The following is a 24,734-nucleotide window of genomic DNA, read 5'->3' as shown; positions in this document are numbered from 1 at the left end:
AATGGCAGCACAGCAACAGTACCAAAGTTAACTTTAAATTCCATCCAGAATTGGAATAAAACTAAAGTTAACTTTAAATTGTTGTCGCCATTGGTGAAAATCTGAACTAAACTTTAAGTCATGACTCGCGCACATGAACTTCGCACCCGCAAGGACTACCTGCAGACATTGGTGGATTGGGACGCGGATCCGGCTACTAACGGTATGGTGAGAGTAATAAGTGGTGTGCGACGTTCGGGAAAGTCGTCTCTACTGGAGCTTTATAAGCAACACGTTGGTTCTGAAAAGGTCGTTTCTGTCAACTTTGAGGATTTTTCCACTCTGGGGCTTCGTGAAGCCCAGCGGTTTCACGAGGAAATGACGGCACGAATTGCAGCAACGGGGGCGACGCATCTTCATGTGGATGAGGTTCAGGAGCTCGACGATTGGTCACAGGTTATTAACTCGCTGCGGCTTCACGAGAATCTCACCATCACGGTGACGGGTTCGAATGCTTCCATGTTCGTGGGCGAGGGACTTACATACCTAGCTGGGCGTTATATACAGCTGGAGATGTTTCCTCTTTCGCTTCATGAGTACTCCTCTTTCGCTCCGGAAGCTCCTTCTCAGCCTTCGGCTCGTTACGCGGAATGGATGCGCGGTACGTTGCCAGCCGCGGCGCAAGTAGGATCTCCGAAAATCCGACGGGAGATCAACAACGCCATTTTCGACTCTATTTTCGCGCGCGACATTGCACTGCGAGGTGCAATTAAAGATCCTGACATCTTCATGAGGGTCGCGAGATTCGTATTCGATAATGTGGGCTCGCAGCTGTCGGCACACAAGATTGCCAATTACCTGACATCTGCGGGCGCAAAAACGACGCAACCAACGGTGGAGCGGTACCTCGGTCTTTTGGTCGATGCGCACATGCTCTATCGCTGTGACCGCTTTGATGTCCGTGGGAAAGCACATCTCAAAGGCGGTGCCAAGTATTATTTTGTCGACCCAGGACTGCGTGACGTGTTACTTGGAGCGAACTCGTCGAATGCCGGGCACGATCTGGAAAATATGGTCTATCTCGAGCTGCTTCGGCGGGGGTTCTCGGTTGCAGTTGGAAATGCGCCGCAGGGAGAAGTCGACTTCGTGGTGACGCGGGATAAGGAACGCTATTATGTGCAGGTCGCGCTCACGGCCTTGGATGATAAGACGCTGCATCGGGAGCTGTCTTCCTTCCGTGGCCTGCCCGCTGGCAGCCATTGCATTCTCCTCACATTCGATGCAATGCCTCTGAACACTGGAGAGGTAGTACATCTCCATGCCGCTGATTTCCTCGACGGCGCCCCGTTGCGTTAGGCCAGCAGGTCCCTAATCGCCGCTGCATCGAGCGCTGCCCCGCCGGTCGCGGAACCGGTGGGCTCGAGGAAGGCGCTGGACAGCGCGCGCTTGGTGTCCTGGAGGGCGACGACCTTGTCCTCGATGGTGTTCGCGGAGACCAGCCGATAGACCGTGACGGGCTGCGTCTGGCCAATGCGGTGGGCGCGGTCGATGGCCTGGGCCTCCGCTGCCGGATTCCACCATGGGTCAGCGACGATGACGTAGTCCGCCTGCGTGAGGTTGAGGCCCACGCCGCCGGCCTTCAAGCTAATGAGGAAGACCTGCGTGTTACCTTCCGTGAACGCGCGGATCGCGGCGTCGCGGTCGCGCGTGCCGCCGTCGAGGTAGGAGAAGGAAACTCCCTCGGCCTCGAGGCGGGCACGAATCTCCGCGAGGTAGCTCGTGAACTGACTGAAGATGAGTACGCGGTGTTCCTCGGCTAGGATGTCGCGCAGGAGCCCCGTCATCGCGTCGAGCTTGGAGCTGGGTGCACCGGACTCGGGTTCCACGAGCGTCGGCGAAATCGCGAGCTGGCGCAGACGGGTGAGCGCGGCGAGCACCTCGACGCGGTTGGACTCGGGATCCTCGGTGAGCAGGCGAAGCACGCGCTGGCGCTCGCGGGCGAGGTGCACGTCGTACAGGTTGCGATGCGCGGGCGCGAGCTCCACCGGCACGACCTGCTCTTGGATGGGCGGCAGGTCGAGCGCGACGTCAGCTTTGCGCCGACGCAGCAGGAACGGCTCGACGCGGCGGCGCAGCTCCGCCATGCGCGTCTTGGACAGCTCTGTGTCGTTGCCTGCGATGGGCTTTTCGAAACGTTCACGGAACTGCTGGAAGCTCCCCAACAAACCGGGCGCGGCGAGGGAGAATTGGCTCCATGCGTCTTTGAGCGAGTTCTCAATCGGTGTACCCGTCACCGCGTAGAGCACCGGCGCCTGCAGGTCGCGCACCGCTGCGTAGATCTTGGATGTCGGGTTCTTCACGTTCTGTGCCTCGTCGAGAACCACGCCCGCCACGCCCAATGCCTGGTACTCGGATGCCTCGAGACGCAGAAGCGTATACGAGGTGACGAGCACATCCGCAGACTCCGCCAGAGATGCCAGAGAATCCTGGCGTCGTTTCACCGTCGCTTCCACCACCGTCACCCGCAGTGACGGCGCGAATTTCGCGGCCTCGGCCTTCCAGTTGGAAACTACGGACGTCGGCGCCACGACCAACCAGGGACCGGCGCCAGAATCGAGGATCATCGACAAAATCTGGATGGTCTTGCCCAAGCCCATGTCGTCAGCCAACACGCCGCCGAATCCACGCCGCCGCAGGCTTGCCAGCCAGCGGAAACCGTCTTCCTGGTATGGGCGCAGCGTCGCGTCCAACGCAGCCGGCACGTCGAACGAGGGCAGCTCCGTGTGCGCTGCTGCCACGACCTTGTCGAGCCACGCGCGCTCATCGACCTGGAGCGCGTCGAGCTCGCCCAGCTGCTCCCACCAGTCCACGCGCGTCTTCGGCACGCGGACGGCGTTGCGGCGGGCGTCGGAAAGCCCCTGCGCGTCCTCGAGGAGCTGCGCGAACTTATCGAACTGCGGGGAGTCGAGGTGTGCGTAGTGCCCGTTCACGATGAGGATGCGCGCCTGCGAACGCAGCGCTCGGATGACCTCCGCGAGCGGCACGCCCTGCCCGTCGACACGGACTTCCATCGACAAGTCGAGCCAGTCCTTGTCCTGGCCCTTGAGTCCCGCGTGGAGATCGATGGACTCGGCCGTCTCCAGCCCGAGGAGCTCCCGCGCGCCGGGCGACAACCGTGCATCGACATCCGCGGCTTCCAGCTGCGGCAGCGTCTCATGCAGGAATTCCATGAGTTCTGCGCCGATCATCTCGCGGTCCGTGAGGTTGAAGCCTTCCAGGCCCGCCAGCAGCTCGCTTTCCGATTCCCCGTTGCGCGTCGGGTCCGCTTCCGTCCCCAGCGCGTACGTGCGCCCGTTGGAGTAGGCGAAGCGGAACTCGACGGCCCCGCGCAACAGGTGGGCCGTGGCCGTGACAAACGCCCGCACCACGGGCGGTGCCGGTGGCGTGGGCACAAACGACTCGTCCGGACTGCTCCACCCGGTTGCACGCAGTCGCGGCAGGAACTTCTCTTCGAATTCGGCGCGGCCCTCCGGCGGCACCGTGATGGGGCGGCGGGCTTCCCGTAGGCGCTGCCATTCCGCTGGTGCGCGGTGCCGGAAGCGTCCCAGGTTCAGGTACCCGTCATCATCGAACCATGCCGCACCGCGCGCCTCATATCCCAGAATGAGTGGGGGATGGTCGCCGGACTCTACGATCGCGGCGTCCATGCGCAGCCCCTCATCATTCTCGGTGACGTACACGGTTGGGGTGAGCGGCTCTTCATGGAGGATGACGAGCCCTCCGTCTGCCGTGGTGAGCTCGATGCCGTGCTCCTGGGCTTCGTCGAGAAGCGCAAAGAACTTGGGACTGCGGAGACTCCGCAATGACTGAGGCTGGCTATGAATGTCGTAAGAACCAGCCTCGGAAAGAATTTCAATGAGTCGGTCGCGGTCTCGTTCTGCGACGGGATGACCGGTGCCGTTCTGCAGCTTAGCCAGCGTCATGTCAGAGCTCACCCACCCGCGTCCGTTTTTACGCGGTCGGCCGCCGGTGACGCTGAGGTTGCGCAACACCGCATGATCCCCCACAACGTTAAAGTCGGTCTCGAAGACCACCGCGACTGGCGTGGCGGCCGAGGACTCTGCGGATTCCACAGGCAGGTATTCCTCTAACAATTCCTGCCACGTCGGCTCGCGTCGTACAGGCCGGCGGCGCCGTTCCCACCCCAGTACTTCGCTGAGCACCTCCCGTGTTTCGCGGAAGCTGTCCGTGCGTTCCACAAGGTGGTCAACAAACTCGCCGAACGCGCCCAACGGCTCGCGCTTGCCTATCTCGCGATAGTCAAGGTGGTGCTTGAGCGCCAGCGCCACCGCATGCTTGCACCGCTCGCCATATGGGCACGCGCACCACGAGTTAAAAGCCGTGACCACCCCGTCGGTGCCCAGCGTGTAGTCGACCGTGACGAAGTACTCGTCCCCACGCGACCCGGTGCAATAGCCCGACACCTTGGCGCCCTCGCCTCGGGCAGCCTCGATGGACTCGATGCGCGCGGCATTCTGCGTGGCCAGCGCAACCCCGCGCTGGACGACCCGCGGGTCTACGAAGTTATTGAGTGTCTCGGTCCTCACACCGCACATGCTACGGGAGGGTGCCGACACGAGGTCGCTGACGGCGAAAGCGCTGCTAATTCATGGGGCGAGCGATGTGCCTATCTAACGCTAGAGAGAGCTGCGGGTTGCTCAAAATGCACCACCAGCCCGCGGCATAACTGCTCATCATGCCGGCCGTGCTCCAGCGGTCCCGCGAGCTGCTGGGTACCGAATCCATGCAGCGGATGAGCTGCTCCTCGGCGGGACTCGTGGGATGAATGACCCGATAGCCAGCATTGATATTGATAAACATGGACGCGCCCGCATAGGAGTCGATGACCTCGGTGAGGCTTGTCGAGGACAGTGCAGGCAGCGGTGTAACTTCTTGAGCGGACGCCGTAGTCGGGGCGAGCGCCGCGAGGGCAAGGAATGAGGCAGCGGCGGCCTGGGCGAGCCGTGCCGAGCAAGTGAGAGCAGACATTCTCTCATCATACTGGCGCCCCTGCTGCGGCGTTGTGGGATTCGAAAGAGGACCTTCATCTGCGCGTACGTTACGTGTGCTGCGCCGAATCCGAGCTTCCGTATGCGCCGTCAGCGCTGCCGATGCCCCCTCGCGTGCCGCCGCCCGAATCGCGCCGGGCATCGTGCGTACTCTGATCATGAAGGGACTGGCCGAGGAGCTCGCAGAAAACGCCGGTAAGCCCGCTGAGTGGGGCTGGGAGCAGTTCACCAAGGACATCTCCTTGGGGCGCCTCTCCGAATCCGAGGACGTCGCCAAGATCATCGGATTCCTCGCTGGTCCTGACTCTGACTACATCACCGGCCAGACCATCATCGTCGACGGTGGCATGGTCTTCCACTAAACCGCAGGTCGACTATCCGTGAAATGATCGTTGGAAAACTTAGGTGCGCTGACATGACATGTGCTGTTCGCCAGAGCTTGGTGATGAGGGCGAAAGTAGGGCAGCCGCGTCCGGGGAGGATAGACCTAGCGAAGCGTATGAGACGAGAGGATTAGAGACCGCTCTAGCGCCATAGCCCTGCTCAAATAGTTCCACTGCTTGTTCACGCTGAGCCTGGCTCAACTTGCTGCTGGATGCATAGAAAACTCCCCACAATCTGGTTTCTGATTTTTCAGTCCGGATTATGGGGAGCAGTTCACTTTTGACACCTTTACGGTTAAAGCTGCGGAAAGCCCGCACCGCAGTAGGGGGCGCGGGATCTGGAAATTTCAGGCATATTTTGTTCGCCGAGGGTGTGCTGCGGCTCTGAATTCTTTAGAGCCATTCAGCGCTGGGGAAGCGACCGTCCGTGACAAAATATATGATCCCGATAACAACCCAAATTATCCAAGCGAACAGTAGAGGGGATAATCCGGCAAGAATAGAAAATGCAACAAGCAACCACGATTGGCTTTTGTATGCAAGGACTCCAGCTGCTACACCTATGGGTACGGTAATGATGTAATATGGCATGGTCCCTTCCGGAAAAATGGAAGGAAAAAGATACGGGAACGCAATCGCAGTTGTTGAGAGTAAAGCTGAGAGAAGTTTACTTAACTTTAGGCTCTTGTTGCTTTTGTGCCTGTTCATTTCTTTCTCCTTCCTGGACCGTTGGGGACCCACTATGCTAATGGATTGCACGGGGCGGAATTGGAATATGTAGCAATAGCAAGGGCCATCGCGTTTTCTCCGACTCCATTGAATTTGCCCCGGTTTTACGAATTCCTTGAACCAGCTCCCTGTCGCATGAGCAAGCGAAGTATCCTCGCGAACCATAGCATTTATCATGCTTTTGGCAGAGAGAGTCGAGAGTATTGATTGGGGGCACCCGGACCACTGTGCCCTGGGCCGCACCAGTTTCCATACCCAGGCATGTCGCGCGTTTCAAGGCTATATATCATGACCTCGTTATTGTCGGCTACGCGGTTGAGGTTTTCTCCTGCGACGAGTAAATAATGCGACGCATTTTCTTCTTTGGCTTTTTCGGTGTCGAAATGGCGTTGTCCGTCCGCCCGATATACGAGGTAGTGAGACAGTGTGGCCATCGCAGTATCAAAATCTGTTGACTCTGATACCTCGCTTGCAGGGATTGCTAAAGCTTGATTGCCAACTAAGTTTTTGTCTTGCGTGCTATCAGCTGGGGATGCGGCGGATACTGTTGGGGTGGTCTCCAGGGCAAAACTTCCGGTGGGGGGTAGCGAATATTGTTGCGGCTACAACAAGAACGGGAAAGACTTTTTGGAATGTATTCTTCAACTTCATTTCCTTAATTCTCTTGTCAATCTGGTTTTGTCGAGGAGATTACTGAAGAATTCAAGAGATGGCAATACTCTTACCCAAATTTTCATGAACTTTTGTCTTGTAGTGTGCTGCTTTATCGTTCCAGCAGCCGTTCGATGAGCTGTACCGTGGCGCGATACCACTAAAAACCCAATCGAGAAATGCACCATCATAATCACTTTGTTTTGGGTCATTGCTGTGTCTAGCATCAAACTTATATGGGACCTTGCAAGTTGGAAGGGGGCGGCTTCGCCGTTAGTGAGCAGATGGGTCTTCAACAATTGTCTCTTATCCCCAATAATGTATGCCAGGTTTGTGCAGGCCGCTCATTTGTCAGCGGTCGTGACCCGCGGCGAGGCGCTGCTCGGCACGCTCGCGCCAAGCAGCTGCAGCGTCAGTGCTGCGCTGCTTGGCGACGGCCTCCTCAAACACGCCCGGGTGGGCGTACACGATGAGCGCGCCGACGTGTCCGAAGCCGAGCGAGGTGAGCGCCGCGGCCTTGACCGGACGGCCAGCGGCCCCTAGGTCGAGCGGCGAACGCAGCCACACCAGGTTCTTCGCCTTCGGTGCGATGAGCGGATCAACGCAGTCCAGCGAGACGTTGGCGGGGATGCGCCCGGTGCGGAAGACGTCGATGATACCGCCGGTCTGGAAGAGCGCGGCACCCGCCTTGGAGGGACTCGCCTTGCACGTCGTCGATGCCGCCGGCGACCACGACGTCGGCTTTACCCAGCGCAATCTTGCTGCATAACCCAGATAAAGATCCAGCCCACTCTCGACTAGGTCGAGGCGGGCTGAACGATCAAATGAAGCTCATCACGGCGCACGATACTCCGCCAGACGGACGAACAAATAAGCAGGCAGCGAATGCTGTTGAATGGACGGTGTCAAGTTTTCGTGGCTGGGTGAATTCCCTTGCATCATCAATCGCATGAAGAAATCGCGTACATCGTGTAGGCTCACACGCAGCACTAACAGCCCGAAAGAAGAACAAGAAAGCATAAAGGAGGCGAACCCGCGATGATGACCTATAACAATCAGCCGCTCGGACGCTTCTTTAAGCAACTCTTCTTTAAGCAACTCTTCTAACAGGCTGACTTGACCATTTCCCGGGAAAGCGGCCCTGCTTATCCCGGACGTTGGTGCCAGCCGCGCGACCCGCGCGCAAACCTATAAGTCAGCCGCCAAAGCAGGCCCTTTCTCACGAACTGCGTTACGCAAACGCAGAGAAAGGCTCTTTTATGCGCCTGCACAACTTCGCCTCCATTGTTGAAGACAAGACGGTGGCGCAGGCACAACTCGTCGCTGACCTGCCCTTCGTCTACCCACACGTGGCGCTCATGCCTGATGCCCATTTCGGCAAGGGCTCCTCGGTCGGCACCGTCTTCGGTACGCTGCGTGCCGTCATCCCGGCGGCCGTCGGCGTGGATATCGGTTGCGGCATGATTGCCGTGCGGACCCACCTTACGCACGCGGATATCCAGGACTTCGCTCTCGAGGACCTGCGCACCGCGGTCGAAGACTCCATTCCACTCTCGCCCGGAAACTACAACGGTTGGATCATGGACCCGCGCACCGAGGCCCGCACGCGCGAGCTCGCGCAGCTGGCCCAGGACACCGGCGTGGACCTTAGTCATTCGAAGAACTGGCGCCAGCAGTTGGGCAGCCTGGGCGGTGGCAACCACTTCATCGAGCTGTGTCTCGACGAATCCGACCGCGTCTGGCTGTTCCTGCATTCTGGCTCGCGCGGCGTGGGTAACAAGATTGCACAGAAGCACATCAAGGCCGCGCAGCGCCACTGTGAGAAGCACTGGATCCAGCTTGCGGACAAGGACCTGGCCTACCTCGTCGAGGGCACGGAAGAGTTCGACTCCTACATTGCGGATCTGCACTGGGCACAGCACTTTGCGCTGCTCAATCGCGATGAGATGATGGACCGCTTCCTCGACTGCGTCGCCACTTGGTCCGGCGCGGATCGCGAGAACCTCGAGCTCGAGCGCATCAACTGCCACCACAACTACACCCAGCGCGAGAACCACTACGGTAAGAACGTGTGGCTCACGCGCAAGGGCGCCATCAAGGCGGATGAGGGCGACCGCGGTCTCATCCCCGGCTCGATGGGCACCGCCAGCTACGTCGTGGAAGGCAAGGGCTACGCGCCGGGCCTCAAGTCTGCGCCGCACGGCGCAGGTCGCGTCATGTCGCGCACCCAGGCCAAGGCCCGCTTCACCGAGGCGGACCTTGCCGCACGCATGGAAGGCATCGTCTATCGTCCCGGCGCCGAGTTCGTCGATGAGATTCCGGACGCCTACAAGGACATCGACCGCGTGATGGCCGATGCCACCCAGCTCGTTGAGGTCAAGCACACCCTGCGCCAGATTCTCAACGTTAAGGGCACCTAACCTGCGCCATGATGGGACCGTCACTTTGAGTGACGGTCCCTTTTGCGCTTTCCGATGCCCCCTCCTGCACCGTCGCACCAGCACGACGCTTTGCCTTATGTAAGGAAACGAAGCGCGTGACTACTAATGATTACTGCTTATTTATCGCGAAGGGCTGGAACCGCTCGGCCGGTCGGAGGTGAAAGCCGAGTATTAAACTGCGTCGAGGCGAGTTGGCGTTCAGCATCGTCGACCAACATGAAAACATCGTCAGCGAAGTAACCGAGAAGCCCGCCCACACCGATGACTTTCTTACGCAGAATGCCAGCGTCGGTGAGTGAATCGAGAGCATCTCGGGCCGTGCTTGTCGATGAAATCCCCAGCTCGGACTTCACGATGGGCACCGTGACCAAAGGCATGGCAGGTAGTTTCTTGAGCAGTTGGAACTCTGTCGAATTCGATTTCAATGCGCGCTTGCTTCCTTGCGCAGTGCGGTGGTGATTGACCTTGTCCATCCATTCTGCTTCTAGGGCGGCGACGCTATCCGCAAGTTCAGCTGCTTTGGTGGTGGCGACTTGTGCAGCCTCGACGAAGAAAGAGATCCATGCCAGCACGTCACCCTCGCGGAATTTCGTGAGTCCGTCGACGTAACGGTCACCGAGCGTTGCCAGAACCATACTGACGGGGAGAACCGCAGCATCGGTGAGCCCTCTGCGCTGCAAAAGCGCGTGAATCATGGCTCGCCCCACGCGTCCATTCCCATCCGGGAATGGGTGGATGGTCTCGAACTGTGCATGAACGAGTGCTGCTTGAACGAGCGCGGCGTGGTCTGCCCCGTTGAAGTATTCAATGAGATCGTCGAGGAGTCCTGGGACTTGTACAGGAGGCGGGGGGACAAAAGCCGCATCGATGGGGTGATAGTCAGACCCACCAATCCAGTTTTGAGTAGTACGTACTCCTTGCAAAGGCTTTTCTGCAACGAGCGCTGTCTGCATTGCAACAATGTCATCCAGGACCAGCTCGTCTTTGTAAGCCAAGTCTGCATTGATGGTGTCGAGGATGGCGACATTGCGGGCGACAGCTGTTGCGGATTCTTTGAATCCCCGAATTTCGGCATCTGATTCACGCGCGAGGATCGCCATGGCCACTTTGTCGGAGTTGGGAGCGATTCCTTCGATCCGGGAGGAGGCGACGGCCTCAGATCGGAGCAGGAGTCGCGCAACTCCTTCAAGGGAGTGGGTATTGTCTCTCATCCCGAGATTGTGAATCTCCCGCTCGATGCGAACGATACGTCGCGAGAGCTCGGACGGCAGTTTCAACGACATGCCTGCAAGGGAATCGGGAACGAAAGCGTGATACTTACCTCCCTGTTTGGCGCGTCGAGAAAGACCGCTGCCATCAGCGGGGATCCATTCCAATTCGACTGTCTTTGCCACAGTTGACTCCTCTCATGCGCTTGGGGCATTGGGGATAAGGTTTATCTTGGTAGATTGATATCCTAGTTTACCGGGATAGCCGTTATCCCGGTGGACTGCGAGCGCAATGCGCCAGATAACTCTTATCGTGAGTCACTGCTTTGTTAAAGACGCTTGATACGGTCCTATGCTTCGTATGGTTCTGGATGAGTGGAAAAGATTATCGGAACCAATCGCTCGATTTTGGGGTATTGGTACTAGCAATTCGGCACCAACGTCGCCGAGGATGATGATGCAGCGTCGCCCACAGAAAAGCTGGCTGATACGGAAAGAATCCGTCGGCGAGAGCGCGAAAGCCAGCAGCTTCGTGAAGAGTGCGATATTCTGCGCAAGGCCGCGAAGTATTTTGCTTAAAGAGACGACCTGGTGATCCGCTTCCAGTTCACTTGTGACCATATCCCCGACTACTCGGTCAAGCGGATGTGCACAGTCCTGGGCTTAAATCGGTCTTCGTATTACAAGTGGAAGAACTCGGCTCCGCGGCGCCGTGCGCGCCTTTTAGATGACGCTGTGGTGGCCGCGGAGATCCAGACCATTTTCGACGCTGAAAACGGCGTGTGGGGCGCTCGTCGCATCACCGCCGAACTCAACGACCCCACACGTCGCGACGGTGCTACAACCCCTGCCAAGCGGATCAATCGCAAAAAGGTGGCACGTTTGATGCGGGCCCAGAACCTGTTCGGATTTCAAAAGAAGCGCAGGGTCTAGACCACTGTGCGCGACAAAGGCCGGCGCGTGTTTGCAGACTTGGTCAACCGTGACTTCACAGCCTGCGCTGCAAATCGTGTGCTTGTTGGCGATATTACGTATCTGCCGATCGCAGACGGAACGAACATGTACTTGGCAACAATGATTGATTGTTTTTCCCGCAAACTTGTCGGCTTTGCTATCGCAGATCACGTGCGTTGCGAACTGGTAGAAGAAGCCCTCGAAAACGCTTCCCATCTGCGTGGAGGTCTTGATGGTGCGGTTTTCCACTCGGATCATGGAAGCGTGTATACCTCGTCGCAGTTCCAGGCAACATGCAAGCGCTTGGGCGTTACCCAGTCGATGGGCGCGGTGGGAACCAGCGCGGATAATTCGCTGGCTGAGTCGTTCAACGCGGCTCTGATACGGGAGGTCCTCAAAGATGCGAAGACATTCGCCAATCAACTGATCTGCCGCCGAGACGTCTTCCGGTGGTGCGTGCGCTACAACACGTGCCGTCGGCACACTTGGTGCGGGTATAAAACTCCCGATGAGTTCGAGTCCCAAGCCGCTTAAGGTCTGATAGGCTTACACCTACATTTTGTTCACCCCACGGTGTCTACTTTCCGGGGTCGGGCTCCTTGAAACCGTCGCTCACCAGCCGCCCAGAGTTCTCTTTCTGGAAGTCCTGAATTTTGATTAGGTCTGGGAGCATTACGGTGTTTCAATCATTCCAACTGGACGGGGAGATGAGGTATATGTCGTCGAAAGTTATTTGGCTTAATCGTTCTATGGGGTAATCCTTATTTTAAGAGCATTACAGTGCAGAGTGGAACTATCAGGATTGAACTTCGTCGAGTTGAGATAGCAATGGTATTCCGCGAACCGCTGAGGTTAGCGTCATCATGGTGGCAATGAGCGCGATTGTTGAAATGAGTCCGAGTGTTGTTGGAGCTCCCCAGTGCTCAAATCCAAAGCCAGCGAGAAATGCTCCGAATGGCATGAGAAATATTCCAGGAATGGTAGAAGCTGTGGTTACTGCGCCCATTCGGTAGTCAGGGGTAATGGCGGCAGTAAAAGCCCCAATTGCAGTATTAAAAGACGCTAGGGGTAGACCCGCGATAAACAAAGCAATGATGGTGGCGACCGTATTGCTATGTAGTGTGGTAAGCACAATAAGGCTTATTGTGAAGGTAAGTAAAGCTATAGTGCCAAGTTTTCCTAGTGGTACAACCTCTGCTAGCTTGCTGGCCAAAAAAGAACCTACGATGACACCGGATCCAAAAGATGCTGAAATCAAACCGATAATGAATGCAGATTCTCCTGTAGCGCGGTATGAAAAAATCAGAATGACGTTGCTGATCAAACAGCGTTCTTATCGCCAAATAGAACAACAACTCGGGTGCTCGCACTGTGTAATCGCACGCGCGAACCACACACTGCGAACCTGTGGGTTTAGCACCGTTGAGCAAGTCGCAGCGCTGACAGACAACGAGCTAGACGAGTTGTTCGTTGACAAACGAAGTACCGGGCAAGGTGAATTCGTCCCGATTGACTTCGAAAAAGTCGTCAAAGCCCGCACAGGACGTACAAAGCAGACCCTGCAAGTCTTATGGGCACGCTACACCACCACCCCAGCCGGGCCGGGGCAGCGGCACTACAGCTACGACAGGTTCCGCCAACTTGTCGCAGCACATGTCGACGCGACCGGGCTTTCAGCACGCATCACACACGCACCAGGACACGCCATGCAAGTCGACTGGGCAGGCACCAAGATGCGACTGTTTGACCCAACCGGGAAACCGGGTGCAAAAGTCAGTATCTTTGTCGCCTCTCTTCCATATTCAGGGATGCTGTTTGCCTGAGCGTGTGCTGACCAACGCCAACAGGCCTGGCTTGATGCTCACCGGTGTGCATTCGAATACTTCGGTGGTGTCTGCCAGGTCGTCGTGCCTGATAACGCGTCGACTGCGTCGAACGCAATCAGTACGTCAGATAGAAACCGGAAGGTCAATGACACCTACGAACAGTTCTTGGAGCACTACAACACTGCAGCTCTTCCTGCCCGCCCGCGTCGACCGAAAGATAAAGCGAATGTGGAAGCCGCAGTCAAAATCGTCACACACAAGATCATCCATGCACTCGATGGTCACCAGTGCGTTGATCTTGACGAGCTCAATGGCAAGATTGTCAGCCTTGTCGATGTAATTAACGATGTCACGCCGTTTCGGAGTCAGCAATCAAGCCGCCGGGACCTGTTTGAAACCTATGAGCAGCATCTTCTTGCCGATCTGCCGCAAACACCATGGCAGCACACCGAATGGAAACGCGCGAAAGTCGCACCAGATTTCCACATCATTGTTGCCACGGTGCGCTACTCGGTACCGCATCAACTCGTTGGGCGCACCGTCGATGTGCGTATCACCGGCCAGGTACTGACAGTCTTTGATGCAGGTCAAACCGTTGCAACCCACCGGGTTTCACATACACGCGGGGCCTATGTCACTGACTGCGACCACATTCCCTCAGGCATGGATACCACACGCGGGTTGTGGACGAGTGAGTACTTCTACCGCGAAGCCAGCAAAGTTGGGCCGGCAACACGCAAAGTCATCGAAGAGCTCATCGCAGCAAAAGCAATCCCGGCCCAGGCTTACCAGTCGTGTCGGAACGTGTTGTCGATGGGGAAACACGCCAACAAACCCATTTTGGAAGAGGCCTGCCTGCGCCTGACATCCCATGATGGCAGCCGACGTGCCGTGTCCTATACCGCAGTGAAAAACATGATGGCCGCGGTACGCAAAGAGCACACCACCCGACCCCGCGGGTTCGACCAAGCACAACGCACTACTACACCAATCTTGCCTGATTCGGCTGTGATTGAACCTCGCGATACCACTGGGGCACTACTTGGCGGCGCAGACCAGTTCAGCATGGACAACCTTATGAAGAAAGGAACCCGAAACTCATGACAAACTCAACCCCGCCAATGGATCGATTTCTTGATGAATCTGTCCTTGCTGACTTCACAGCGTTGCGTATGACCGCGTTCGGTAAAACAGTGATCGACATTGCTAATGACCCAGCATTCGACACGTGGACGTTTTCACAAAAGGTGCTCTACGCACTAGATAAGGAAGTCGCGGCCAGGCGTGAACGACGCATCAACAAACTTTTGAAAGCATCCCGATCGCCAAACCTTGATGCTTGTCTTGAAAACGTGGTGTGCACACCTGCCAGCAACATCAACCCGGAGCAAATCAGCCGACTCGCTCATGGTCAATGGTGCCATTTGGGACAAAACATTGTCATCCTGGGCAAATCCTCGGTCGGCAAGACCTACCTGGCCCAAGCATTAATCAACGCGGCGTGCCGCAACGATTACTCCGCGAGTTTCTACCGCACGGACATGCTTGCAACACAACTTGCAGTCTTACAGCCCGATGACCCCACCCGGTTGAAGTTCATTGAGCAACTCCACAACGTGGACGTACTTGTCCTGGATGACTTTTTAACCACGCCGATTGATGCTGCCACGGCGCATCAGATATTTAATATCCTCGCCGCGCGCGAACATACCGGCTCGACGATTGTGACCTCCCAGTTCACCCCGAAAGACTGGTATGCGTCGATTCCTGACGCGGTCATTGCAGAGTCGATTCTCAACCGGCTTGTCGTTGGTGCTGAGATCATCACACTGGAAGGACCGAATATGCGCTTAGAAGCCAACGAGTAACCCTCCAACGTCTCCGTGGCACCTGGGTGATCCCTGCGCTACCGGGTACTCACTCAGGTGCTACCGGATACTCACCACGCCGCTACCATTTCAGTCTTCTAAACACCTTTCACTTCACGCGGCTTCAGCAGAGCTTGGAGTCAATCGTTCCTCGCTTTTCTCCTGGCTTCAGCAATACGGCACCGGCAAACGTGCCCGCACGAAGGCCATGCGCGACAACGCCAAGGAGACGACTGATTCCGAGCGAATCCGCCAGCTCGAGAAAGAAGTCTCGAAGCTGCGCGAAGAACGCGATATCCTGCGCAAGGCCGCGAAATATTTTGCCGAAGAGACACGCTGGTGATCCGCTTCCAGTTTGTCTATGACCACCGAACCGAGTACTCGGTTAAGCGGATGTGCCATGTGTTAAAGCTCAATCGCTCCTCGTTCTACAAATGGCTCAAAACCCGCGAAAAACGCAGGTTAAAGACGTGTTCGGATGCTCTTATTGGTGCAAGAATCAAGAGCATCTTCGATGATGAGCACGGGCTTTATGGTGCTAAACGCATCGCTGCAAGCCTCAACGACGATAAGGACTTTCCTCCGATCAATCACAAGAAGGTCGCACGCATCATGAAATCCATGGGGCTAAAAGGCTTTTACTAAACAACGTCGATGTGTCACTACCAGGCGCAAGCCTGGTCATCGAGTCATGCCAGATTTAGTAGGCCGCAATGAAGCGTCCTAGGTTTAGTTCCTACCTCAGCTAACCTGACTTGGCTCAATTTAGTCAGACGGTTGGGGCAGCTTTTCGGTGAGTTCGCGGATGTCAGCGGGCAGGTCGGTTTGTGCATGGAGGGTATGGCCTGCGATTTCGACGGTAAACGTCCGGTATTTCTTCAGGGTTCGCACTAATCGCTTCAACGACAGGCCCGAGGCTTGTTCCAACACGTGGCCTGTGGCCATCGCGGCCATCACAATGGTTAGGTGTGCGTGGATGGAGTCTTCTTTACGGTGATAAATCGGTCGGGCTTTCAGGTCTGATTTCGCCATTCGGAACGATTTCTCGATCGTGAACAGGCGCCGGTAGGCACCGATGACTTCCTGGGGTTTTAAGTCTGTGCGTGAGGTCTCGTATCCTTTAATCCCGGCCAGGGTTAGGTGCTTGTTGGCTAGGGTGTGGTTGACCTGCTTATTCGGGGCCTTGAGGTTGACGTATCGATTCCGCTTGACGGGTATCTTTCCGTCAACAGCACGCTGGGCTTTATCTAGTTGTTCGCCGATGCCGCGCCTTGTGCGCCGAGCCCTATCGTAGGAATACTGGTAATAGGTCACTGCCTGCGGTTTGCCGCTGGTGCGGCGTTTGTCGCTGTGGTGACGGTGGGTCCAGATGTGTCCGTCTTCGTAGTCGGTGTAGCTGCGCCCTTCCGCTGCATCTAGCCAGGCTTTAATTGGTTCTGGGATTTCGCGTTCTTTCGTGCCCAGAATGTAGTCCAACCCGGCATCGATAATCGCGGTCTTGTTGGCGGCTGAAAACATGCCAGCATCAGCAACAATCGTGATGTCGTCAAGGTGGTAGGCGTCTTTAAGACGCAGGATCATTGGCAACATGGTGTGCGTTTCAGCACGATTGCCTTCAAACGCGCCGATCGCCAAGGGCAAGCCGGTGGAGTCGGTGAGCATCCCGACAGTGATCTGGGGTTCGAGTCGGCGTTCTTTACTAAAACCGGGTTTGCGTAGCTCCTCGGGCACGTCAGTTTCAAAATACAAGGTTGTCACATCGTAGAGAACCATCACACCAGGACCAATGGCCGCGTGTGTGGTTAGGGCGTGGGTTATCTGGTCGCGGAAGTCTTTGTCGGCATACCGCGGAAGGTAGCGCTTTATAGTCGCGTATGAAGCCGAGGCCACGCCGACTTCTGCCAGAGTTTCAATGGAATCAAACTTGGAACCCGGCGAGATAATACGGGCTTGGACCAGGTTGAAAAACACCTCGTCCTTGCCGCTTGCCGTATCCAGGCCAAGGAGTTGGAAGGCCCCGCGAATCGCGTCCAGGAGAAGACCTGCGCGTTCACCGGATACCGTGACGGGATTATCAACCGTGCCTGTTCCAGACACAGCAACCGCAGAAGGCAACACTTTGAGGTCAAGTGAAATTTGCTCGCCATCGACAAGCCGCTGAGCCTTGACCATCAGCGCTGCGAGATCGTGGTCGGTATGGGCGGAGCCGACGTGTTCGATTTCAGGTTTGCGGTTGCGGTACCGCCAGATGATTTGAACAGCGGTCGCACCCGACGCCGTCGGGACCCGGCGGATACTCGGTGACATATTCAACAGCCTACCGGCACCCCCACCGCTACCCGCTTAGTCAGACAAAACCCGCACTCTGATACCCAACCCCACAGGCAGAAACGTCAATATGAACTACAACACACCAAAATGAGCCAAGTCAGGTGACCTGAAGATCATGAGTGACACAGTCCGGGGCATCATGGCGTCCGCCACGAAGGCTCTCTTTGAGGCCTCGCTCGAAGACGCCGAGGAAGCCCTCACCGCGGCCGACTCCCTCAAGGAGATCCGTGAGCGCTGCGAACACCGCAGTATGCAACTCCTCGCCCGGAAGAACCCCGTGGCCACCGAGCTGCGCCAAGTGTTCACCTCCATCTACATCGTGGAGGACTTCAGCCGGATGGGGGCGCTGGCCAAGCACGTGGCGAATACGGCGAGGTTGAGGTATCCGGAGGAGGTCGTCGATAAGCAATTGCAATCGACGGTCAGAGAGCTGGCCAAAATGGTGGACACGATGGGCGAGCTCATCCACGACCAGTTGATCAGCCCGGACGCGGACCTGGCCCTGGAGATGAACGAAATCGACGATCATGTCGACGAGCTCCACCGTTACCTCCTGACCACCGTGACCGGCAAAGACTGGGAAGGTTCCAGCCGTGCGGCCGTGGACGCCGCCCTCATCGGCCGGTTCTACGAGCGCTACGCCGACCACTGCGTGAACGCCGGCGCGCGCATCGTCTACCTGGTCACCGGCCTCACCTCCGAGGTGTACGCGCAAAGCCGCGATGAAACACCCACGTCTGAGATGGAAGAAAGGCTGCGCAACCTGGAGCAATACTGGCGCAAATAGCTCACCACGAGCTGACTTCCAGGAACCCCTCCCTCTCTGTTAAGGTTAGCCAAACTTACTACAACTAAAGGAGGATAATTCCTGATGTTCATTTCTTCCCGTCGCTGGGTCCACACGGCCCTCCCCGCAGCAGCAGTTGCTACAAGCCTCACGTTCGCACCACTCGCCATTCCCGCGCAGGCGGTGGACAATGCGGCCACTGTCACTGTCGCCTCCGGCACGACCCCACTCGCAGCCACCGCCGAGCAGACCCTGCAGTGGGAACTGAGCAAGCGTGCACTCCTCTGGGACGCGAAGGCCAGTGGCGAAGGAGTCTCCATCGTCCCCGCCGACGAGTTCGAGCCAGCCAACGGAAGCCTCAAACTCACCAAAGCCACCGGCTGGGTAAACAAGGACACCAAGGACGCCTCGGTCCAGTGGCCGGGCAGCGTGACCTACACCATCAACGGGGCACAGACCATCACCTTCCAAGACTTCGCACTGGAGGTCACCGGGGGCTCCGGTATCATCACCGCCACCGTGAGCTCGACGGACCCCAACCAGCCCGCCAACAACAAGGACGCAAAGCGCGTCACCGTGGCAACGTTTAAAGGCGCCGAAATTGCTATCGACGGCACCACCGCCACCATCACCGCCACCCCCAACTACGAAGGCGTGACCTACGTCCGCGACGAGGACATCTCCTACGACGACGCGTGGCCGACCGAGCTGATCAACAACATCACGGACTCCGTCCGCTCCTGGTTCTATGCTTCCGGCTCGCGCTGGGACGACCAGAAGAAGCCGTCGCCGTTTACCGCGACGCTGACGCTGGGTGAAGATAAGCCCGGTACTGGCTCCGACACTGGGTCCGACACTGGGGCCACCAACGGCGTCAAGGACGCGCGGATCAACGACGCTGGCCACCTCATCCTCACCTTCACCGACGGCACGACGAAGGACCTAGGCAAGGTCACCGGTAAGGACGGCGCCGAAGGAAAGCCGGGCACGGACGGTAAGGACGGCCAGGCTGGCGCGGACGGTAAGGACGGTAATAACGGCAAAGAGGGGCGCGGCATCGCCTCCGTAACCACGAATGCGGCGGGTCAGCTCGTCATCACCCTGACGGACGGTACGATGCTGGACCCGGTGGACATGCCTGCCCCTGCGAAGCAGCCGATGGCGCCGGAGTCGATCGTGGCGATCGTGCTCGGTGTCATCGCGACGCTTCTCGGTGGCATTGCCGCGATCCACACGATCGCGGCCGCCTACCTGTTTAAGGGTTAAAGCGCTTCAATAGCTCTTTCAGCACGGGGGAATGGGCAGCCAAGCCGGCAACTACTGCCAGCAAGGTTGCTGCCATCCCGATCAGCGCAGCACCCCATGCGGGTAGCTGCGCCGAACCCGCGGGAGCAACGGGCGCCGGCTCCTCCTTCGCTGCCGCAGCTTCCACTTGCACCGGGTTGGTGGGCATGGTGAAGCGCAGCGCCTGCGTTGCCGGATCCACCGTGTATTTCTTCACACCGGCGACAGTCCACTCCGTTTTCCCCTCAATCGGGGACTTCAGGGTGATTTCAGTGCCAGGCGCCACGTACTCGCCGTAGTCATGCTCAATTCCGGTCGCGTGGAGTCGCTGACTGATTGGCTTATCGACGTCCCCCACCACAAACCTCGACGACACCCCAAAATCTGTCGTCACATACTTACCGTTCACCCAACGGCTCGCGTTAACGGAAGCCTGGTAGACACCCGCATCACCGTCCTCGAATGTGACAGAGCGGGTATTGGGGTCATTGTTGTCCAGTGTGCGCAGCGTCTTTGCGCTGGTGCAGTGCTCGACGCATTCAACCTGGGCACGCCACGCGGTGCCTGGCACCGACTGGGAGTAGTCCCATTTCACGGTGATGTCGCGTTTGTCGTTGACCTCACCACGGACGCCAAAGGGAGTTTCCACCTTGTCCGACCCAACCGCGGGAACCTTAAAGGTGATGCCGCGGTCGAAGTAGCGCTCGCTGAGCGCGAGACCGTGCGCTGCCATGAACCCGAGGGAATAGGTCTGCCCTGGCTGGAGGGAGTTCGCTTCCACCTTCAGATCCAAGTCGAGTTTGCCGCCATTCTTTTCAAACTCGCCAGCAGGGACCCAACGTGCGATGAGCGCATCACCGTCACCGGTCATGGTGCTGCAGTGCCCAATGCGCCACACGCTCGTGGGTGTGAGTACCACGTACATACCGTTGGAGGCACCTGGGGTGGACTTCGGATGAATGCCGGTGCCCTTGAGCTTGAAGGTCATGTCCTTGGTCACGTCGATTTCATCAGGACCAGTGACATCCAATTCCACGCCGATGTTCGGGTGGCGGGTGTCCCGTTCACCGGCACAGCCAGGAGCATCGGCTGCGTCGATCGTCGGAAGAGCGTGCGCCACATTCACCGTGACAGAGGCGGGGGCGCAGAGCGCAAGCACGGTGGCGCCAATGACAAGGCGGCGCCGAAGGGAAGCGTTCAAAGCAAACCTCTCAATCTATAGTTGGAAGGATAGTTAGGTTCACCTTAGTCAAGTGGGGGTTAAACGACAAAAAGTGTGTCCGGATTCGTCGATTTGTTTGGGTTGATCAGGGGTAATCCGGAAAGTATATGCTCCTGGAGCTTATATCCGCGTCGGGGCGGCGAAATACCGGAGTGGGACAGCAGCGTGTGGTAGGGGCTGGTGTTGGCTTGATCGGGCCCGACCCCCGGAAAGTGGACACGTCGGGGGTTAGCTATGCTGCTTTGGTCAGTGTAGCTGATGTGAGTGCTTCGAAGGTATCGGGGGCTAGAAGGTTGCACCACGAGTGTCGCCTGCGTGTGTTGTAGCGCATGCACCACCGGAAGACTTCCTGGCGGCAGGCGATCGGATTGTCAAAGACTTTCCTATCACGCAAGACTTCCCGCTTTAAGGTGGCGTTAAAAGATTCTGCTAGGGCGTTATCCGCACTCGTTCCTACCGCGCCCATGGATTGGCGCACACCCAACGACGAGCAATAGCTTCTAAAGGTTTGTGAGGTGTACACACTGCCGTGATCGGAATGGAATACAGCCCCGTCAAGACTGCTACGCACACCGCGCGCGTGGGCTAGTGCATCGACGACCAGTGAGACGCGCATGTGGTCTGCGAGCGCATAACCTGCAAGTTTCCGTGAATACGTGTCAATGACTGTGGCCAAATACATGTTCTTGCCACCCTTACAGGGCAGGTAGGTAATGTCGCCGACATAAACGCGGTTTGGCTCGTTGGCTGTGAATGTGCGGCCTACTAAGTCCGGCATGACACGGTGTCCAGGCTTGCGCCTGGTAGTGACGCATCGGCGGCGCTTGGTAAAGCCTTTTAGCCCCATGGATTTCATGATGCGTGCAACCTTCTTGTGATTTATCGGGCCAAAGCTCGTATCGTCGTTGAGGCTTGCAGCGATGCGTTTAGCACCATAAAGCCCGTGCTCATCATCGAAGATGGTTGTAATTCTCGCACCAATAAGGGCATCGGAACACGTCTTTAACCTGCGTTTTTCGCGGGTGTTGACCCATTTGTAGAACGAGGAGCGATTGAGCTTTAACACGTGGCACATCCGCTTGACCGAGTACTCGGTTCGGTGGTCATAGACAAACTGGAAGCGGATCACCAGCGTGTCTCTTTAAGCAAAATATTTCGCGGCCTTGCGCAGGATATCGCGTTCTTCGCGCAGCTTCGAGACTTCTTTTTCGAGCTGGCGGATTCGCTCGGAATCATTCGCCGCTTGGGCTTTATCATGCGCGGCTTTAATGCGGGCACGTTTGCCGGTGCCGTACTTCTTGACCCAAGAATGAAGCGAGGCACGGTTGATACCGAGCTCTGCTGAAGCCGCGTGAAGTGAAAGGTCCTCATTGTTTTCATAGAGGGCCACAGCATCACGTTTGAACTGTTCGGAGTACCTGGACATGGTGGTAGTTTACCTTTCTTCCCAACCCAACCGGGCTGGATATCAGGTGTCCACCAAAAAGGGGTCAGGTCCGTCAGTTTCAAAATACAAGGTTGTCACATCGTAGAGAACCATCACACCAGGACCAATGGCCGCGTGTGTGGTTAGGGCGTGGGTTATCTGGTCGCGGAAGTCTTTGTCGGCATACCGCGGAAGGTAGCGCTTTATAGTCGCGTATGAAGCCGAGGCCACGCCGACTTCTGCCAGAGTTTCAATGGAATCAAACTTGGAACCCGGCGAGATAATACGGGCTTGGACCAGGTTGAAAAACACCTCGTCCTTGCCGCTTGCCGTATCCAGGCCAAGGAGTTGGAAGGCCCCGCGAATCGCGTCCAGGAGAAGACCTGCGCGTTCACCGGATACCGTGACGGGATTATCAACCGTGCCTGTTCCAGACACAGCAACCGCAGAAGGCAACACTTTGAGGTCAAGTGAAATTTGCTCGCCATCGACAAGCCGCTGAGCCTTGACCATCAGCGCTGCGAGATCGTGGTCGGTATGGGCGGAGCCGACGTGTTCGATTTCAGGTTTGCGGTTGCGGTACCGCCAGATGATTTGAACAGCGGTCGCACCCGACGCCGTCGGGACCCGGCGGATACTCGGTGACATATTCAACAGCCTACCGGCACCCCCACCGCTACCCGCTTAGTCAGACAAAACCCGCACTCTGATACCCAACCCCACAGGCAGAAACGTCAATATGAACTACAACACACCAAAATGAGCCAAGTCAGGCCGTGATCGAATGAAGCGTCCTAGGTTTAGTTCCTACCTCAGCTAAGGATGTTATGTCCATGGGCTTTTTGGACACGGAGTCCAGTAGCTTTTTGGGCTAGGAGTCCAATGACTTTTTGGACGTGGAGTCTCCCTGCTTTTTGGGCAGGGAGTCTTTGGTGTTTTTGGACAGTCTCTAGCTCGTCTTACCGGTTATGGTTTCTTTCGTCTCGACGGGCGCGGACGCGACAGGATTGGTTTGATCTCTGGTGGCCGGCGGTGCCACATTCCTTCGACATGCCCGATGTTGATCTGTCCGCCGGCTGGACGCTCAAGTAGCTTGATGGGCAGTGGGAATGAAAACAGTGCTTCACCATCATGATCAGTGAAGAACTCAGCGGTGTCATCGGTAACGTGGCTGTATATGAGCCGGTTTTTAAACCGGAGTCCTACATAGAATCCATAGCCCAGGATGCGCACCACTCCGCTTTTGTTGATCCACAGTGTGTCGGGGATACCCCAGGCGTTGCTTGACTGGGCGGATAGACCGTCTACGGTGGGACTGATGGTAGGAGATGATTCTTGCTGGATTGGTTCGTTATCGTCATCGATGGTTGTGGGAGAAGCTGCAACTTCTCCCACAACCGGCGCCATCGCCTCTTTAACCCCATTCTCGATACGATGCTCGTGGTGTATCGCGCTTTCTGAGTGTGTATCCCGGTATGACTTCACAATCTTGGCCCACAGCACATCCGGGTCAATGGGTTGTGTTGGGGATTGAGCGTGGGCGAAGTGCTCACGGGCTTGGGCTGGAGTGATGTGCATTTTGCCGACTAGCAGGCCTTGATGGCGGCGCCTGGTGTTGTAAAACTCGCGGTAGTCGTCCAACAGCTGTTTGACGTGCTGAAGTGTTGTAGGTTGGCGTGCATCGAGAAACTTGGTCATGGTTTGATGCGAGCGTTCATCTTTGCCTTGGGTTTGCGGGCCAAAACCTGCAATGGACCAGATACCTTGGGCGGCGAGCCAGCGCTCGGTATCGGACAACCGGCCCCGGTGATAGGTGGCGAAAGCTTCACCGTTATCGGTCAAAAGTTCCTGCGGGCGACCATACGTTTCTATTGCTGCGGCCAAGGTAGTGCGAGCATCGAATCCGTTTTCTTTGGCGGCGAAGGCTTGTGAGCCCAGATCAAACCGGCTGGCATCATCAACCAGCTGGTAGATAGTGATCTGGGTATGTGGAGTGTCAAAGAGTCGGTAGACAAACCCGTCGAGTTGCCACAGCTCATCGACTTTATCGCGTGCCCAGCGTTTAAAGCTTTTACGAGGACGTTTACGGGCATTGGCCTCAGCAACACCAGCTTCGTGGAGCCAAAGCGCAATCGTAGACCGTGCCGGTGGGTGCTCTAAACCAAGGTCATCAATGAGGTAGTAATAGATTGACCACGGGCCATAGTCCCGTCCCTGGGCCTTGAGCACTGATCGAGCTGTGATGACTTTCTGACGAAGGTGATCATCGTAGATTCTGGCTGGGGAATGCGGGGCGGTGGAGTCAGGCAGGATGCCTGCACGGCCGCGTTGTTCAACGCGGCGTTTGATGTTGGCATAGGTTTGGCGAGATACGCCAATATCCTTGCAGAATTGGGTGACGGTTCGTCCGTCTCTTACTGGGTCGAAGTCCGCTATTTTCTTGCGGAGATGGGTTGAAATAGCCATCTTGGTATTCCAACCCACCGACTGTCCAAAAAGTCTTGAGACATCACGACAAGGAAGTCTTTGGACTCCGTGACCAAAAACTATCTGGACTCCCCGTCCAAAAAGCCATT

General features: G+C 57.0%; 18 protein-coding genes and 4 pseudogenes. 11 read left to right on the top strand and 11 right to left on the bottom strand.

Going from position 1 to position 24,734, the window contains the following annotated elements; genetic code table 11:
* The first annotated feature begins 120 nt into the window (after positions 1 to 120).
* Positions 121 to 1,335 carry an ATP-binding protein gene (locus I6I72_RS05515; RefSeq protein WP_005531161.1) on the top strand — a complete coding sequence of 405 codons (1,215 nt, stop codon included), beginning with the start codon at positions 121 to 123 and terminating at the stop codon, positions 1,333 to 1,335.
* Here the strand turns inward: I6I72_RS05515 and I6I72_RS05510 are convergent.
* Positions 1,332 to 4,586: a DEAD/DEAH box helicase gene (locus I6I72_RS05510; RefSeq protein ID WP_201807669.1), complete on the bottom strand. Its 3,255-nt coding sequence runs from the start codon at positions 4,584 to 4,586 to the stop codon at positions 1,332 to 1,334. The genes I6I72_RS05515 and I6I72_RS05510 overlap by 4 nt on opposite strands.
* 55 nt (positions 4,587 to 4,641) lie before the next feature.
* Positions 4,642 to 5,028 carry a hypothetical protein gene (locus tag I6I72_RS05505; protein ID WP_049062435.1) on the bottom strand — a complete coding sequence of 129 codons (387 nt, stop codon included), beginning with the start codon at positions 5,026 to 5,028 and terminating at the stop codon, positions 4,642 to 4,644.
* Between the two features lie 76 nt (positions 5,029 to 5,104).
* On the opposite strand from I6I72_RS05505, the gene I6I72_RS05500 reads away from it, so the two are divergent.
* Positions 5,105 to 5,410 carry an SDR family oxidoreductase gene (locus I6I72_RS05500; protein ID WP_049062434.1) on the top strand — a complete coding sequence of 102 codons (306 nt, stop codon included), beginning with the start codon at positions 5,105 to 5,107 and terminating at the stop codon, positions 5,408 to 5,410.
* Between the two features lie 1,764 nt (positions 5,411 to 7,174).
* Here I6I72_RS05500 and I6I72_RS05495 read toward each other — a convergent pair.
* Positions 7,175 to 7,504 (bottom strand): annotated as a pseudogene (locus I6I72_RS05495) (hypothetical protein); the annotation flags it as partial.
* Positions 7,505 to 7,645: 141 nt separating this feature from the next.
* Positions 7,646 to 7,909, bottom strand: coding sequence for a hypothetical protein (locus I6I72_RS05490; protein WP_152908270.1), 264 nt, complete (start codon positions 7,907 to 7,909; stop codon positions 7,646 to 7,648).
* Positions 7,910 to 8,070: 161 nt separating this feature from the next.
* Here I6I72_RS05490 and I6I72_RS05485 point away from each other — a divergent pair, with 161 nt between their 5' ends.
* Complete coding sequence (locus tag I6I72_RS05485; protein ID WP_049063227.1) at positions 8,071 to 9,231, top strand: RtcB family protein; 1,161 nt, start codon at positions 8,071 to 8,073, stop codon at positions 9,229 to 9,231.
* A 137-nt stretch (positions 9,232 to 9,368) separates the two neighbouring features.
* Here the strand turns inward: I6I72_RS05485 and I6I72_RS05480 are convergent, their stop codons facing one another.
* Positions 9,369 to 10,646 carry a Fic family protein gene (locus tag I6I72_RS05480; RefSeq protein ID WP_034657440.1) on the bottom strand — a complete coding sequence of 426 codons (1,278 nt, stop codon included), beginning with the start codon at positions 10,644 to 10,646 and terminating at the stop codon, positions 9,369 to 9,371.
* Between the two features lie 201 nt (positions 10,647 to 10,847).
* Between I6I72_RS05480 and I6I72_RS13665 the strand changes: the two are divergent.
* Positions 10,848 to 11,948, top strand: a pseudogene (locus I6I72_RS13665) (IS3 family transposase); the annotation flags it as partial.
* A 262-nt stretch (positions 11,949 to 12,210) separates the two neighbouring features.
* On the opposite strand, the gene I6I72_RS05465 reads toward I6I72_RS13665, so the two are convergent.
* Positions 12,211 to 12,672, bottom strand: coding sequence for an MFS transporter (locus tag I6I72_RS05465; RefSeq protein ID WP_407644964.1), 462 nt, complete (start codon positions 12,670 to 12,672; stop codon positions 12,211 to 12,213).
* Between I6I72_RS05465 and I6I72_RS13660 the strand changes: the two genes are divergently transcribed.
* The 5 genes from I6I72_RS13660 to I6I72_RS05450 all read left to right on the top strand — a co-directional run bounded on the left by I6I72_RS13660 (position 12,617) and on the right by I6I72_RS05450 (position 15,753).
* Complete coding sequence (locus tag I6I72_RS13660) at positions 12,617 to 13,237, top strand: hypothetical protein (protein WP_236592676.1); 621 nt, start codon at positions 12,617 to 12,619, stop codon at positions 13,235 to 13,237. The genes I6I72_RS05465 and I6I72_RS13660 overlap by 56 nt on opposite strands.
* 168 nt (positions 13,238 to 13,405) lie before the next feature.
* Complete coding sequence (locus I6I72_RS13655; RefSeq protein WP_236592675.1) at positions 13,406 to 14,344, top strand: Mu transposase domain-containing protein; 939 nt, start codon at positions 13,406 to 13,408, stop codon at positions 14,342 to 14,344.
* A complete protein-coding gene (locus I6I72_RS05455) occupies positions 14,341 to 15,108 on the top strand; it encodes an ATP-binding protein (RefSeq protein ID WP_080986236.1) in 768 nt (255 codons plus the stop codon). The genes I6I72_RS13655 and I6I72_RS05455 overlap by 4 nt, the downstream gene beginning before the upstream one ends.
* Before the next feature lie 208 nt (positions 15,109 to 15,316).
* Complete coding sequence (locus I6I72_RS13820) at positions 15,317 to 15,451, top strand: hypothetical protein (protein WP_265342603.1); 135 nt, start codon at positions 15,317 to 15,319, stop codon at positions 15,449 to 15,451.
* On the top strand, positions 15,448 to 15,753 hold the full coding sequence (locus tag I6I72_RS05450; protein WP_114975880.1) for an IS3 family transposase: 306 nt from the start codon (positions 15,448 to 15,450) through the stop codon (positions 15,751 to 15,753). The genes I6I72_RS13820 and I6I72_RS05450 overlap by 4 nt, the downstream gene beginning before the upstream one ends.
* A 120-nt stretch (positions 15,754 to 15,873) precedes the next feature.
* Here the strand turns inward: I6I72_RS05450 and I6I72_RS05445 are convergent, their stop codons facing one another.
* Entirely contained in the window at positions 15,874 to 17,415 is a 1,542-nt protein-coding gene (locus tag I6I72_RS05445; RefSeq protein ID WP_201807653.1) for an IS1634 family transposase, read from the bottom strand.
* A gap of 139 nt (positions 17,416 to 17,554) precedes the next feature.
* Here I6I72_RS05445 and I6I72_RS05440 point away from each other — a divergent pair, with 139 nt between their 5' ends.
* Both I6I72_RS05440 and I6I72_RS05435 read left to right on the top strand, forming a co-directional pair.
* Positions 17,555 to 18,226 (top strand): phosphate signaling complex PhoU family protein, encoded by a 672-nt coding sequence (locus I6I72_RS05440; protein WP_201807650.1) that lies wholly within the window; start codon positions 17,555 to 17,557, stop codon positions 18,224 to 18,226.
* An 84-nt stretch (positions 18,227 to 18,310) separates the two neighbouring features.
* The gene (locus I6I72_RS05435; protein WP_049063270.1) at positions 18,311 to 19,492 is read left to right on the top strand and encodes an HtaA domain-containing protein; all 1,182 of its coding nucleotides are present in this window, start codon (positions 18,311 to 18,313) and stop codon (positions 19,490 to 19,492) included.
* On the opposite strand, the gene I6I72_RS05430 is transcribed toward I6I72_RS05435, so the two are convergent.
* From I6I72_RS05430 to I6I72_RS05415, 4 genes and pseudogenes are all read right to left on the bottom strand, one after another.
* On the bottom strand, positions 19,482 to 20,711 hold the full coding sequence (locus tag I6I72_RS05430) for a hypothetical protein (protein ID WP_005531803.1): 1,230 nt from the start codon (positions 20,709 to 20,711) through the stop codon (positions 19,482 to 19,484). The genes I6I72_RS05435 and I6I72_RS05430 overlap by 11 nt on opposite strands.
* Before the next feature lie 253 nt (positions 20,712 to 20,964).
* Positions 20,965 to 22,158: pseudogene (locus I6I72_RS05425) on the bottom strand (IS3 family transposase).
* 63 nt (positions 22,159 to 22,221) lie between these two features.
* Positions 22,222 to 22,806: pseudogene (locus I6I72_RS05420) on the bottom strand (IS1634 family transposase); the annotation flags it as partial.
* Between the two features lie 318 nt (positions 22,807 to 23,124).
* Positions 23,125 to 24,624: an integrase core domain-containing protein gene (locus I6I72_RS05415; RefSeq protein WP_046646292.1), complete on the bottom strand. Its 1,500-nt coding sequence runs from the start codon at positions 24,622 to 24,624 to the stop codon at positions 23,125 to 23,127.
* Positions 24,625 to 24,734 lie beyond the last annotated feature (110 nt).

Origin of the sequence: Corynebacterium striatum (assembly GCF_016728105.1) — a bacterium.
Lineage (GTDB): Bacteria > Actinomycetota > Actinomycetes > Mycobacteriales > Mycobacteriaceae > Corynebacterium > Corynebacterium striatum.
This window is presented reverse-complemented; position numbering and strand designations above follow the sequence as displayed.